At 56.8% G+C, this 12,637-nt stretch carries 14 protein-coding genes; 9 read left to right on the top strand and 5 right to left on the bottom strand.

Annotation, left to right across the window (positions count from 1 at the left end):
• Nucleotides 1–50 precede the first annotated feature (50 nt).
• The 5 genes from ACR0DJ_RS17430 to ACR0DJ_RS17410 are packed head-to-tail and all read left to right on the top strand — an operon-like array spanning nucleotide 51 to nucleotide 4,664.
• On the top strand, nucleotides 51–548 hold the full coding sequence (locus ACR0DJ_RS17430; protein ID WP_480685833.1) for a flagellar basal body-associated FliL family protein: 498 nt from the start codon (nucleotides 51–53) through the stop codon (nucleotides 546–548).
• A 9-nt stretch (nucleotides 549–557) separates the two neighbouring features.
• Complete coding sequence (locus ACR0DJ_RS17425) at nucleotides 558–1,034, top strand: hypothetical protein (protein ID WP_425079959.1); 477 nt, start codon at nucleotides 558–560, stop codon at nucleotides 1,032–1,034.
• Nucleotides 1,031–1,615, top strand: coding sequence for a MotE family protein (locus ACR0DJ_RS17420; RefSeq protein ID WP_480685832.1), 585 nt, complete (start codon nucleotides 1,031–1,033; stop codon nucleotides 1,613–1,615). The genes ACR0DJ_RS17425 and ACR0DJ_RS17420 overlap by 4 nt, the downstream gene beginning before the upstream one ends.
• 47 nt (nucleotides 1,616–1,662) lie before the next feature.
• The gene (gene motA, locus ACR0DJ_RS17415; RefSeq protein ID WP_170346736.1) at nucleotides 1,663–2,532 is read left to right on the top strand and encodes a flagellar motor stator protein MotA; all 870 of its coding nucleotides are present in this window, start codon (nucleotides 1,663–1,665) and stop codon (nucleotides 2,530–2,532) included.
• The gene (locus tag ACR0DJ_RS17410; protein ID WP_480685830.1) at nucleotides 2,529–4,664 is read left to right on the top strand and encodes a hypothetical protein; all 2,136 of its coding nucleotides are present in this window, start codon (nucleotides 2,529–2,531) and stop codon (nucleotides 4,662–4,664) included. The genes motA and ACR0DJ_RS17410 overlap by 4 nt, the downstream gene beginning before the upstream one ends.
• 166 nt (nucleotides 4,665–4,830) lie before the next feature.
• Here ACR0DJ_RS17410 and ACR0DJ_RS17405 read toward each other — a convergent pair whose 3' ends face one another.
• The gene (locus ACR0DJ_RS17405; RefSeq protein WP_480685829.1) at nucleotides 4,831–5,175 is read right to left on the bottom strand and encodes a hypothetical protein; all 345 of its coding nucleotides are present in this window, start codon (nucleotides 5,173–5,175) and stop codon (nucleotides 4,831–4,833) included.
• A gap of 77 nt (nucleotides 5,176–5,252) precedes the next feature.
• Entirely contained in the window at nucleotides 5,253–6,707 is a 1,455-nt protein-coding gene (gene betB, locus ACR0DJ_RS17400) for a betaine-aldehyde dehydrogenase (RefSeq protein ID WP_480685828.1), read from the bottom strand.
• 187 nt (nucleotides 6,708–6,894) lie between these two features.
• On the opposite strand from betB, the gene ACR0DJ_RS17395 reads away from it, so the two are divergent.
• On the top strand, nucleotides 6,895–7,224 hold the full coding sequence (locus ACR0DJ_RS17395) for a hypothetical protein (RefSeq protein ID WP_257599543.1): 330 nt from the start codon (nucleotides 6,895–6,897) through the stop codon (nucleotides 7,222–7,224).
• A gap of 7 nt (nucleotides 7,225–7,231) precedes the next feature.
• Here the strand turns inward: ACR0DJ_RS17395 and ACR0DJ_RS17390 are convergent, their stop codons facing one another.
• The gene (locus ACR0DJ_RS17390; protein WP_480685826.1) at nucleotides 7,232–7,741 is read right to left on the bottom strand and encodes a potassium channel family protein; all 510 of its coding nucleotides are present in this window, start codon (nucleotides 7,739–7,741) and stop codon (nucleotides 7,232–7,234) included.
• A 65-nt stretch (nucleotides 7,742–7,806) separates the two neighbouring features.
• A complete protein-coding gene (gene trhO / locus ACR0DJ_RS17385) occupies nucleotides 7,807–8,712 on the bottom strand; it encodes an oxygen-dependent tRNA uridine(34) hydroxylase TrhO (protein ID WP_257599545.1) in 906 nt (301 codons plus the stop codon).
• 96 nt (nucleotides 8,713–8,808) lie between these two features.
• Between trhO and pncA the strand changes: the two genes are divergently transcribed.
• Complete coding sequence (gene pncA, locus ACR0DJ_RS17380; RefSeq protein ID WP_480685825.1) at nucleotides 8,809–9,402, top strand: bifunctional nicotinamidase/pyrazinamidase; 594 nt, start codon at nucleotides 8,809–8,811, stop codon at nucleotides 9,400–9,402.
• On the opposite strand, the gene ACR0DJ_RS17375 is transcribed toward pncA, so the two are convergent.
• Nucleotides 9,399–9,929, bottom strand: a complete 531-nt coding sequence (locus ACR0DJ_RS17375) for a hypothetical protein (protein WP_425079953.1) — start codon at nucleotides 9,927–9,929, stop codon at nucleotides 9,399–9,401. The genes pncA and ACR0DJ_RS17375 overlap by 4 nt on opposite strands.
• A gap of 164 nt (nucleotides 9,930–10,093) precedes the next feature.
• Between ACR0DJ_RS17375 and pncB the strand changes: the two genes are divergently transcribed.
• On the top strand, nucleotides 10,094–11,386 hold the full coding sequence (pncB, locus tag ACR0DJ_RS17370) for a nicotinate phosphoribosyltransferase (RefSeq protein WP_425079952.1): 1,293 nt from the start codon (nucleotides 10,094–10,096) through the stop codon (nucleotides 11,384–11,386).
• A gap of 87 nt (nucleotides 11,387–11,473) precedes the next feature.
• Complete coding sequence (locus ACR0DJ_RS17365) at nucleotides 11,474–12,634, top strand: hypothetical protein (protein WP_480685823.1); 1,161 nt, start codon at nucleotides 11,474–11,476, stop codon at nucleotides 12,632–12,634.
• Nucleotides 12,635–12,637: the final 3 nt, after the last annotated feature.

Genomic DNA, 12,637 nt, shown 5'->3' with positions numbered 1-12,637 from the left:
TTAGTCCCTGCGCGGTTATGACGGAGTCGGAACGGATGAATGAGGACGTCATGACCGACGCAACCGATGAACTGGCGGAACCCACCGGAAAAAAAGGGAAAAAGGGAATCCTGATCGGGATGCTTCTTGCCATCGCCGGAGCTGCGGGCGGGTATTTCCTGACGTCCTCCGGATTGATTCCGCTGAGTGGCAAGGCCGCGGTTGAAGCCGGCAAGGACAAGGCGAAAGAGGAACCTGCCAAAGCGCTGGCGGATGTCGGTTTCATTGATCTGCCGCCGGTTGTTGTATCGGTGAATTCCGGCAAGTCGCGACATTTGAAGTTCCACGCTCAGCTCGAAGTTAACGCGCCGTACATGGATGATGTGAAAAAAATGCAGCCACGAATCATGGATGTCCTGAACGGGTACCTGCGAGCCGTTGAATTGAAGGACCTGGAGGATTCGTTGGCATTGACGCGCATCCGAGGTCACCTGCTGCGACGCATTGGAATTGTCGTTGGCGAAGGGCGCGTTCGCGATGTGCTGGTGATGGAATTTGTGCTGAATTAGGAGGCGGAATTGGAGCTGATTGCGGATATTTTGCTGGTCGCCGGTGCGTTGGGCGCGGGACTTTATTGCTTTGTGCTGTCGCGCCGCCTCAGGCGGTTCACCGATCTTGAAAAAGGCGTCGGTGGCGCGGTGGCCGTGTTGTCGACCCAGGCAGAAGAGCTGAAGAAATCCCTCGACAGCGCGCGAAATGCCTCTGATCAATCGGGGGATCAGCTTAAGGCGCTGACGCAAAGGGCTGAAACCGTGGCTCAGCGCCTGGAGCTGATGATGGCATCTCTGCATGATGTCATCCCCGAAGAAGAAACTGCCGCTCCGGAAAAAGCAAAGCCTGTCCAAGACGAGCCTCAGCCTGAAGAGCAACAGGGCACCAAGCACGAGAAAACAGCGGAACCGGTCGAAACTGGTGCGAGTGAAGAGCAACCCAAAGCGCCAGAGGGCCTGATGTTCTTCCGGCATGACCGCAAGCAGAGCGGGGCGCAGGTATGAGCCTTGCGCGCAACGCCAAACACGATACGCGCCCGCGCGGCGGTGTGCTTGCTGTCATCTCATTGCTGATGATCGGTTCGGCTGCGATTCGCGTTGGCTTGGAGGCGGGACCTGCGCTCGCCAAACCGGCGATGCCCGAAGCCGTGAAAAACAAGCCCGCCGCATCCGAAACACGCGATGTTCAGGTTGTGTTGGCAGAGCTTTTGCGCCGGGAGGAACGCGTCAAACGGCGAGAGGATGAATTACGCGATCAGGAAAAAGCACTCGAGATCGCAACCCAAGCCGTTGAAACGCGTCTGACGGCCCTGAAGGAAGCAGAAGATGCCCTGCGTGCCACGTTGGCGGTTGCGGACAAGGCGGCAGAGAACGATCTGGCGCGCCTGACGGATGTTTACCAGAACATGAAACCAAAGGACGCAGCCGCATTGTTTGAAACCATGGACCCGACCTTTGCCGCAGGGTTCTTGTCCCGCATGCCGGCGGACGCAGCGGCTGGCGTACTGGCGGGCCTGAGCCCCGAAGCGGCCTATACGATCAGCGTTGTCATGGCCGGACGCAACGCCTCGGCCCCGCAGGAATAGTCGCCGGTGTTGCCCGGTATCGCACAGAACTCATCTGGAGATCTCAAATGATTGGAATTGTTGGAATTGTTGTCATCTTCGTAATGGTCTTCGGCGGCTATCTCGCGGCAGGTGGCAAGATGACCATCATCATGAAATCTCTTCCCTTCGAAATGATGATGATCGGCGGTGCCGCCGTAGGCGCCTTTCTGATCAGCAATGACATGGGCGGCGTGAAACATACGATCAAAGACATGGGCAAGGTGTTCAAAGGCCCGAAATGGAAGCCCGAAGACTATCGTGACCTTCTGTGTCTTCTGTTTTCGTTGATCCGCATTGCCCGCGCCAATCCGGTTGAGGTCGAGCAGCATATTGAAGACCCCGAAAACTCCAGCTTGTTTTCCGCATATCCCAAGATCCAATCAGACAAGGAGGTCGTCGACCTGATTTGTGACACCATGCGGTCGGCGGCGATGAATTATGACGATCCGCATCAGGTTGAAGAGGTTCTGGAGAAGCGCATGGAAGCGAATTTTCATCATGCCATGCACTCAAGCCATGCACTTCAAACAGTAGCAGACGGCCTGCCCGCGCTGGGGATCGTTGCCGCGGTTCTGGGCGTGATCAAGACGATGGGATCAATCGATCAGCCGCCCGAAGTGCTGGGGAAGTTGATTGGGGGCGCCCTCGTAGGCACGTTCCTGGGCGTTTTTCTGGCCTATGGTCTGGTCGGCCCCTTCGCAGGCAAACTGAAAGCCGTGGTTGAAGAAGACAACCACTTTTATCAGCTGATCAAAGAAGTACTGGTGGCCAATCTGCACAATCACAATGCCGCCATGTGCATTGAGGTCGGACGCCAGAACACCCCAACCCATAACCGCCCGGGCTTTTCCGAGTTGGAAGACGCATTAAAAGAGCTCAAGCAGGCGGCGGCATGAAGCGCATCGGGTTTCTGATTGCGGTTTTGGTCACGGCTGCGTCTGCCGTGACCGCAAAGGACGTGGTGGTGCGATCCGGAGAGCATGACGGATTCACACGTCTGGTTTTCGACGTGCCACCGGACACCCGCTGGGTGCTGGCGCAACGGAAGAACGGCGCAAGCCTTACCATTGCCCTGGACGACGTGACATTCAAAACCAGCTCGGTTTTTGGGCGTTTGACCACGAACCGCCTGGCTTCTTTGTCGCAGAAGAACCCCGGCAGCGCGTTGGAGCTGGAGTTCGGATGCAACTGCGTGGCGTCGGCGTTTCTGTACAGAAACTCGATGATCGTACTGGACATCGCGCCAGGGGAATTGTTACCGCCGCTTCTTGAGGATATACCGCCACCCTTGATCGGAAAAACAGCCCAAGACAAACCGCCATCGGTTGAGACAGGGTTGCATCTGCCGCTTCTCACCATGACTGAGCAGGGGATAAAAGACCAGCTGTCGACTCGTCTTCTGCAAGGGGCCGATCGCAAGTTGCTGGACTTGAAGCTTGCTCCTGTCGGGCCACGCAATACCGCCCCGTCCGGTACAAGCGTAGTGGCGCCCCAATTGAGTTCGAACTTACGTCTGACCACGGTTTTGGACGATTTACAGAGTGTTTTGAACGCAGAACTGCAACCAATTGACCAAAGACCGGCCTGCATCTCGACTGCTGAGCTGAGTTTTGCGTCCTGGTCTGGGGACTCGCCTTTTCCAGATCAAGTGTCAGCTCTCCGTTCAGGGCTGTACAAAGAGTTTGACAAACTTGACGGCGAAAAGGCCATGAAACTGGCCAAGCTCTACGCCTCTTTCGGTTTCGGAGCCGAAGCGTTGAGTGTCTTGAGGCTGTTGGAGACGCCGCCAGAGGGCTTCGAACAAGTTGCAGCAATTGCCCGGGTTGTAGATAACCGGCCGCCGCTGCCCAGGAATCCATTCAACGACCTGCAACGATGTGACGGTGATGCTGCACTTTGGGCTGTGTTGTCCGAAAGCGAGCTGGCACCTGACGCGAATGTGGAAGCAATCGAACACACGTATTCAAGACTGCCGGATCATCTTCGCCGCCAGCTGGGGCCGCGGTTATCAGAAATACTGGTGAACGCACAACAACTGGAGGCTGCCCGCAGGATCCTTCGCTCGGTTGACCGGATTGAACCGGAAACGACATCCGGTGTCGCTCAGGCCAAAGCCAGCGTTGCCAAGGCGGAAGGGAACAGTGACCGCGAAGAAGAATTGTTGACCGAGGTTATAACCTCAACCAACGCCGCCACTGAATCACCGCTGGCTTTGGCGCGCCTGGTGGAAAAACGTTGGTCTGAACGTAAAGCTGTTTCTTCTCAGGAGCTTGAACTGGCGGCATCTTATGCGGTCGAGTTCAGGCGATCGGAACTGGGCCCGATGATGAACCGCACCTATGCGATCGCTCTGAGCCTGAGCCAGGAATTCGACCGCGCATTTGACGTGATCAAAGCGCAGCCACCCGGCCCCGATAGCGGCGGCGCGATCAATCGGCATCTGCAATTGCTTGCCGGAAGATCGGATGACGCAACCTTTCTACGCCAGACGATGGAGGCAATGCAGCCGGACATGGCGGCGGTGCTGACAACCGATACTGCAATTGCATTGGCCAGCCGTCTTGCTGATCTGGGCTTTGCTCAGCAGACATTCGCTCTGGCGAACAGACCGGAAGATCAGTCGCGGCGCTTGGATCGGGCTCGATTGCGGGCTCGGGCCGCTTTGCTGTCGGGGCGCCCTCATCAAGCCCTGCTGGAGCTGGCTGATGACAATTCCGAGGAGGCGAATGCCTTGCGCGCGCAGGCGATGGTCTCAACAGAAGATTTTGCAGCCGCCGGCGATATGCTCCGAGATCTCGAGCAAAACGAAGCGGCAAACCGCTATTTCTGGCTGGCCGGGGTGTCGGATGAAAGGCTGGAACCTGCGGGCGGGAAATACGCGGCGTTGAACCAAACGACCCAAGCCTTGTCTGACCTGCCGGAACGGTTGGCGGAAAAACCGCTGGCGGATGCTGAAAACCTGTTGAAGGACAGCCAGTCCGCCCGCCAGCGGATCGATGAGATGTTGAACGCAGTTGGTGTAAAATGACGTATATCGCGGCTGTTCCGGCCGCACCCGGCAAAGTGAAGGCAGGTCCCGATCACGGTATACCCTGCAATGCGTTTCAACCGCTGGGAGCCCGGTGCCGTTGCCTTAGATCGGATCCAATCAGAACACCCGATCAGGCGGGGATGCAAATATGCCTTAGCTTCTTTCAAGGATGTTGGGTTCCAGACATGACGCCGAAGAACAGGCCGCCGAATTTCAGGCCGCGTTCCTCAACCAATAAGGTCACGACGGCTGACCGCCGGCGAAGCAACCGGTACCGTGGCATTTGCGGCAGATGCGTGAAAACGAGACGCCTGATCAGCGATATACGGCGGTAATGGTTCCGCGTCTTCAATGAGTTCAGTGGCCAGAGAAATCGCGGACGAGTCTCCTCATCAAACCGGGCCAATCGGCCGAGGATGGCAACGTCTTTGAACACAAATTCCGCAATACCTACCTTTTCCGGCACGCTGGCAGGCATCGGTGTTGTCAGTGCAGTATTGCCCGCCACTGGCTGGCGTTTCCTCTGCTCCCGGTGCCTGACACGGGGAGCAGAGACATCAAAAAAAGCGGACAACCGTCCGTGCTTCAGTACGGAGCCTCAACGTCATTCATCGAGACATAGACGGTTTTCATCTCCGAGAAATGGTTGATCGCCAGTTTCGAGTTCTCGCGCCCGACACCGGACATTTTCGATCCGCCAAACGGCGCTTCGACCGGGGCAAGGTTGTAGGTGTTGATATAGCACGTGCCTGCTTCGAATCCGGCCACGATTCGATGCGCCCGGGTCAGATCATTCGTGAAGACACCCGCGGCCAGACCGAACTCGGTGTCATTGGCGCGGGCCATCACCTCTTCCTCGGTCTCGAAATCCAGCACCGACATGACGGGGCCAAAGATTTCCTCGCGCGCGATGGTCATGTTGTCCGTGACGTCAGCAAAAACCGTGGGCTGCAAAAAATAGCCGTCCCGGTCGATCCGTTCACCGCCATAAATCAATCTTGCGCCTTCGGCTTTTCCCTTTTCGATATAGCCCAGGGCGATGTTCATCTGGTTCTCGCTGACCATCGGGCCAAAGCTGACGTTCTCGTCCATTGGATCGCCGATTTTCGCGTGATCCAGACGTTCCGAGAGACGTCTCAGGAAGGCCTCTTTGATACTTTTCTGAACAAAGACGCGGGTGCCGTTGGAACAAACCTGACCCGAAGAATAGAAATTGCCCAGGATCGCACCTGAAACAGCGTTTTCGATGTCGGCATCGTCAAAGACGATCATCGGGGATTTGCCGCCAAGTTCCATGGTCACATGCTTCATGCCATCCGCCGCAGCAGCATAAACCTTGCGGCCCGTCGGCACAGAACCCGTCAAAGAGACTTTGGCCACACGCGGATCGGTGACCAGCGAAGCACCGACATCGCCGAAACCCTGGATCACGTTGTAGACACCCTTGGGCGCGCCGGCCTCGACAAGAATTTCAGCCACTTTCAATGCCGAAAGCGGTGTGGTTTCCGAAGGTTTGAACACCATCGTATTGCCACAAGCAAGCGCCGGGGCACCTTTCCAGCAGGCGATCTGCGTCGGATAGTTCCAGGCGCCGATCCCGACGCAAACACCCAGCGCCTCGCGGATGGTATAGACGAAATCACCCCCGCCCAGCCGAATATGCTCGCCAGTCAGTGAGGCGGCCAATCCACCAAAATACTCCAGCGCATCGGCCCCCGAGGTGGCATCGGCCACAGTGGTTTCCTGAATCGGTTTGCCGGTATCATGGGTTTCCAGAACGGACAGGTCGTAATTGCGTTCGCGCATGATATCAGAGGCGCGGCGCAGGATGCGGCCACGTTCCGTTCCGGACAGGGCCGCCCAAGCCGCCTGAGCGTTTTTTGCACTATTTAGAGCCTGCTCCACGATCGCCGGCGTCGCCGAATGCAAACGTGCAATCACTTCGCCTGTAGCGGGATAGATCACTTCAATGGCCGTACCGTTTGTATCTTCGACATATTCGCCATCAATGAAATGGCTGGCCCTGGGCTGAAACTTCATACCGTGTCCTTTTCTTTCGCACCCGTCATGACGGGACAAATGGTCAGTCGAAAATCGGCCTATCGGTTATTGATTGACCAGTCAATAAAATCATCGAAGGGGCGGTTTCACGCCTGTCAAACCCCATGATCCTTGAAATTTTTGGTTAATGTTCTATTTATGTTCTACATAGTCAGAGGACAAACCGATGACCCAGCAAACACGCCCCACAGCCCTGAACGGGCCGAACAACGACTATCACCTGCTTCCAGTCACCGATCGGCAGATGCGGTATGCGCGTGCGATTGCCGAGAAGTCAGCCCTTGAGATCCCTGTTGAGGCACAGCGCGACCGGCGGCTTTTGTCTGACTGGATTTCAGCCCACAAACCACGCGGGACCTCGCAGTTCGACAATTACCCGACGGGAAAACAAGTTGCGTTTGCCGAGCGGATTTCACGCAGCAAGCGCCGCCCGATCCCGTCCGAGTGTTTCCGCGACAAGAAAATGATGTCTCGCTGGATCGATCAGAACAAATAGACCCTTATTAGAGTCTTTCCTGAGTGTGATTGCGGGCGTAAAGCGAAACTGCGGCGGCAACAAACATCCCCAGCAGGATATAGCCCGTTACGGCCTCGGACACGGCGAGCCCACGGCACAGCCCGGTCGGGGACATGTCGCCATACCCGACTGTGGTAAAGGTGACATAGGAAAAATACAGGATATCCCCCGGACCCTGCGCACCGATGACACAGTGGTCGTTATACCCAAAGGCGCCGTAAACCGCGGCGAACAGGAAGGGGACAACCTGTATGAACGAAACACCCATCAGAAACAAAAGCCTGCGGGGCGACTTTACCTGGGTCATGTAATACCAGGACTGCGACACCAGCCAGATCAACAGGCCAACCGAAGCGATTGTGCCAATCGTGTCGCCCGCAGCTGCCTCGTTCAGGCGTGAAAGACCATACCAGGCAAGAAAGCTCGCCAGAACCAGCCCCAACGCTGCAATCAGGGTTGATTTCCATTCATCCAAAGTCGTGGGTTTGCGGTGCATGAACGCCCCTTCAATCCGGTCTTCGCGCAATCATCCGACCTAAAGGCATCGCCCGCAACCCGAATTCAGTCCTGGCGCAGATGCGCCTCACCCCGCTCGCGCGCCAGCAGGATCTGCTTTTGCCGCTCGCGAAAGCGCATTTTGTCAGCATCGGACGTCTCATCGATGCATTGATGGCATGAAACGCCATGCTCGTATTCCGGGCGCTTCACATCCTCGGGCAGGATTGGACGCCGGCAGCCATGACAGAGCTTGTGCGGCCCTTCAACAAGCCCGTGACCAACCGAAACACGATTGTCGAACACAAAGCATTCGCCCTGCCAGGAACTGTCTTCAGCAGGCATTTCCTCAAGATACCGCAGGATACCGCCCTTGAGGTGATAGACATCCTCGACCCCCTGACCCAGCAGGTAATTGGTGGATTTCTCGCAACGGATACCGCCCGTGCAGAACATGGCGACCCGTTTGTTGTGAAAGCGGTCCTTGTTCTGTTCCCACCATGCCGGGAAATCGCGAAAACTGGCTGTTTCAGGGTCTATTGCGCCTTCAAACGTCCCGATTGCCACTTCGTAATCGTTGCGCGTGTCGATCAGCACCACATCGTCAGAACGGATCAGGTCATTCCACTCCTGCGGGTCGACATAGTTGCCGACACGGGCGCGCGGGTCGACATCGGGCTGACCCATGGTCACGATCTCTTTCTTCAGCCGCACCTTCATCTTGCCGAAAGGCGGATGCTCCGAGGTCGCTTCCTTCCACTCCAGATCAGCGCAACCGGGCAAGGATCGGACATGTGACAGCACGGCGTCGATTCCGGCACGCGGGCCGGCGATCGTGCCGTTGATCCCTTCCTGCGCAAGCAGCAGCGTACCGGTGACGGACTGCGCGCGGCACAGGTCCAGCAAAGGGTCACGCAACGCGGCTGGATCCGCGAAACGGGTAAAGTGATAGAGGGCAGCGATTGTGTACATACGCGCGATCTACCTTTGCAGACCCAGAGTCGCAAGGGATTGCATTGACGCCCCGCGCGCCGCCGCCTACCGATAGAGCGGTAAAAGGAGGCCGCCATGACCCATGCCCTGCTCGTGATCGATGTCCAGAACGACTTTTGCCCCGGTGGTGCGCTGGCTGTGGCAGAGGGGGACGAAATCGTCGCACCGATAAACGCCATGATGGGTGAATTCGATGCCGTGATCCTGACTCAGGACTGGCATCCGGCGGGGCATTCTTCGTTTGCCAGTTCCCACGATGGCAAAAACCCGTTCGACCTGGTCGACATGCCCTATGGCCCACAGGTTCTGTGGCCCGACCACTGCGTGAAAGGCACACGCGGCGCCGGTTTTCATCCCGAATTGCGCACGGATGGCGACTTGATCCTTCGCAAGGGATTCCGCAGTGCCATCGACAGCTATTCCGCGTTCTTCGAGAATGACCACCAGACACCGACAGGCCTTAAAGGCTATTTGGATACACGAGGCATCGACCGTTTGACCCTTGTGGGATTGGCCACCGATTTCTGCGTGCGTTATTCTGCGGTAGATGCCGCCAGGTTGGGTTTCGACGTCACGGTTCGCATGGGTGCCTGTCGCGCGATTGACATGGACGGTTCGCTGGCAGCCGCCGAGCAGGCGATGCGGGACGCCGGAGTCGCTTTGACCTAAGGTGTGGCCCCTGCGGCGGCCAAAAGCTTGATCATCACGAACAGAACAACCGCCAGACCCAGCGCGAACCCAATGCGCCCTGGTACCGTGCGACGTTCCGGGTTGGTCTGGCTTGACGGTGGTGACGGAACGCGCATCGGCCGGCTGCGTACGATCCCCGCCATGGGTTGCGCCGTTCGCACGTAGTGCAGGAAATCCCAAAGGTTGAAATCGCCGCAGTATTCACCCTGAATTCCACGCGCCCTGACGTTTTCAAACAGCGACCGCAGAATTCGCACCCGATCCGCCTGATCTTCGGCTGGAAACACACCAGGCACGATGCCGCTGTTGCGCGACTCGAGGCTGAACCCGGCATCCATGAAAATCTTGCGGATTTTCGGCGATGTTCCACGCAACGCGTCCGCGGCTCTGATATCGCGGAACACCGCACATACCTGGCGTTTCGTATCAGAGGCAGACCCCAGCTTTTCAGGATCCAGATCTTCCAGCGCTACGTCAACAATATCAAAATCGTACTCGATACCCATTCATTAACTCAGTTTCGACTTTCCATCCCCTCTTCTCACTAACCGGTGAAAACAATGCACAATATGCCGGTATTGTGACCTCAAACTGGCATTGTCACCAAATCAGCGACTCTTGCCATTTCCGGAGTCGATTGATCTAACTACGGAAATCGCAGGAGTTCCCCATGGTCGACATCGCGACCCGCGTCTACAATCACAAATGGAAGATTGACCCGATTGTGCGGTCTTTGATCGATACTGACTTCTACAAACTGCTGATGTGCCAGTCAGTGTTTCGAAACAAGCCCCAAACAGACGTTGTATTCTCGCTGATCAACCGGTCGAATCACGTACCTCTGGCGCGTTTGATCGATGAAGGCGAGCTGCGGGAACAGCTGGACCACATCCGGTCCCTCAGCCTCAGCCGGGGGGAAAGCACCTGGCTGCGCGGCAACATGTTTTATGGGAAACGGCAGATGTTCCGCTCTGACTTCATGGAGTGGTTCGAGAATTTGCGCCTGCCGCCCTATCACCTTGAACGCAACGGTGATCAATACGAACTGACCTTTGAAGGCAAGTGGCACGAGGTCATGTTGTGGGAAATCCCCGCGCTGGCGGTGTTGATGGAATTGCGCTCGCGCGCTGTGCTGAACGATATGCGCCGGTTCGAATTGCAGGTGCTGTACGCCCGCGCGATGACCCGGGTTTGGGAAAAGATCGAAAAGCTGAGCGCGATCAACGGGCTTGGGATCGCGGATTTCGGCACCAGACGACGGCATTCCTTTCTGTGGCAGGATTGGTGCGTGCAGGCGATGATCGAAGGGCTGGGCGCATCCTTTACCGGAACTTCGAACTGCCTGATCGCCATGCGACGCGAGGTCGAGGCCATCGGCACCAATGCGCACGAACTGCCCATGGTCTATTCAGCGCTGGCCGATACGGATGAAGCGTTGGCGCAGGCCCCTTATGACGTGCTCAGCGACTGGCATGACGAGCATGACGGCAACCTGCGCATCATCCTGCCCGACACCTATGGCACCAAGGGGTTTCTGGACAATGCTCCTGACTGGTTGGCGGGATGGACCGGTATTCGCATCGACAGCGGCGACCCGGCAGCGGCGGCCGAGGTTGCCATAGACTGGTGGAAAGCGCGCGGCGAAGACCCGACAGGGAAACGGATCATTTTCTCTGACGGTCTGGATGTCGAGAAAATCCAGGAGTTGCATGCCCAATTCGCGGGCCGCGCCAATATTTCCTTCGGCTGGGGAACCTTGCTGACCAACGATTTTCGCGGGCTTGTTCCCAATGACGCGCTGGCGCCGTTCTCATTGGTCTGCAAAGCGGTATCGGCCAATGGCCGCCCGACGGTGAAACTGTCGGACAACCCGGAAAAGGCGATGGGTCCGAAAGACCAGATCGAACGCTACAAGCGGGTGTTTGGTGTCGGTGCGCAAAAGGCGATCGAGGTGATCGTCTGAACCACGGCGGCGCATTCAACATTTATCGGCAACTCACCTGATGCTAGTTTGGAAAGCATTCCAATTGAGCATTGAGGTTGAGATACAATGATTTTTGAACCAAAGAAATTCTACGATACCGGCGGATCCTGGGATGAGCTTTCACTTTTTTCCTACGCCGCATACCTGATATCCCGCGCCCAGTTTCTGCAAGCCGAAGGCGATGACAGAGACCTTTTCCTGTTGGGCCGCGATTGGGAAGAAATCGACGATGCCGTTCTGTCCAAACAGCTTGTCATGCTCGGATTCCAACCAATTGACAACCGCCAGACATCCGCCCACGAATACATGAGTTTCCTTGATGGCCCCGATGACCTAAGGCCCATCGACCTGCTTACTTCGCCAGAACCTGAAGGGTATTACCGACATTTGTTCGAGGCAATCAAAGCAGCAGAGGAATGGCCCAGCGCCCAACATATTGGCGCTGCTTTGAAGCTTGGACTGGCGGCCCCGGATTCAATTGTTGCTCTTGCCGCACTGAGTTCATGCCTCAAACTGTATTCGCCGGATTCTTTTCCGCCACGTCTTTGGCTTGGTGTGTTTACGGCGCGTTGGGCGCAGTTGGAGCCGCTCTCGCAAGATTTGCTTACTGTGTTGTCGTCCGCTCTGATTTCCGACCCGCCGGGCTCGAAGGTTCCACCGGCCCCCGCGCAACAGAAAGCCGATGCGCCGGGGTTGCTTCTTGTTCATGGCACTCACTTCGAAGTCGATCCCGACCCCACATGGTACTATCCGCATGTCGGAGATCTGCACAATTACATCAAGCCGCATCGCAACGATATCTTTTCAGGACAGAACTACTATGAGTGGGAGGGCCGGTGGTCCGATCGCGGCCGCCATATTGCTGCCAAACACCTGAAAAACTGGATAGATCTTGAGGCCTATCACGGCTGCGATGTGGTTGCCCACAGCCACGGCTGCAATGTCGTCATGAAAGCCGCCGATATGGGGGCGCATTTCAACAAGGTCGTTTTCCTAAGCTGCCCGGTACACTGGCACAAGTACAACCTGAATTCAGGCCGGATCAATGCGCCGTATTCCGTTCGGGTCTGGTTTGACTTGGTGATCCTGGCAGACGGCGGCAGACAAAAGTTCCCCGCCAGTGCCAACGTTGCCGACGAGGTCGTCGGAGGTTGGTTCAGCGGGCATTCTGCCACGCGGACATCACGGATTTGGGGCAATCATACATTGGAAGCAAAGCTGATCTGAATT

The organism is Ruegeria sp. BF10 (genome assembly GCF_056538725.1).
This window is presented reverse-complemented; position numbering and strand designations above follow the sequence as displayed.

What these genes read in the sequence shown, in the direction of transcription:
- ACR0DJ_RS17430 (WP_480685833.1), top strand. Translation starts at nt 51, where the DNA reads ATGACCGACGCAACCGATGAACTGGCGGAACCCACCGGAAAAAAAGGG.
- ACR0DJ_RS17420 (WP_480685832.1), top strand. Translation starts at nt 1,031, where the DNA reads ATGAGCCTTGCGCGCAACGCCAAACACGATACGCGCCCGCGCGGCGGT.
- motA (WP_170346736.1), top strand. Translation starts at nt 1,663, where the DNA reads ATGATTGGAATTGTTGGAATTGTTGTCATCTTCGTAATGGTCTTCGGC.
- ACR0DJ_RS17410 (WP_480685830.1), top strand. Translation starts at nt 2,529, where the DNA reads ATGAAGCGCATCGGGTTTCTGATTGCGGTTTTGGTCACGGCTGCGTCT.
- betB (WP_480685828.1), bottom strand. Translation starts at nt 6,707, where the DNA reads ATGAAGTTTCAGCCCAGGGCCAGCCATTTCATTGATGGCGAATATGTC.
- ACR0DJ_RS17395 (WP_257599543.1), top strand. Translation starts at nt 6,895, where the DNA reads ATGACCCAGCAAACACGCCCCACAGCCCTGAACGGGCCGAACAACGAC.
- ACR0DJ_RS17390 (WP_480685826.1), bottom strand. Translation starts at nt 7,741, where the DNA reads ATGCACCGCAAACCCACGACTTTGGATGAATGGAAATCAACCCTGATT.
- trhO (WP_257599545.1), bottom strand. Translation starts at nt 8,712, where the DNA reads ATGTACACAATCGCTGCCCTCTATCACTTTACCCGTTTCGCGGATCCA.
- pncA (WP_480685825.1), top strand. Translation starts at nt 8,809, where the DNA reads ATGACCCATGCCCTGCTCGTGATCGATGTCCAGAACGACTTTTGCCCC.
- ACR0DJ_RS17375 (WP_425079953.1), bottom strand. Translation starts at nt 9,929, where the DNA reads ATGGGTATCGAGTACGATTTTGATATTGTTGACGTAGCGCTGGAAGAT.
- pncB (WP_425079952.1), top strand. Translation starts at nt 10,094, where the DNA reads ATGGTCGACATCGCGACCCGCGTCTACAATCACAAATGGAAGATTGAC.
- ACR0DJ_RS17365 (WP_480685823.1), top strand. Translation starts at nt 11,474, where the DNA reads ATGATTTTTGAACCAAAGAAATTCTACGATACCGGCGGATCCTGGGAT.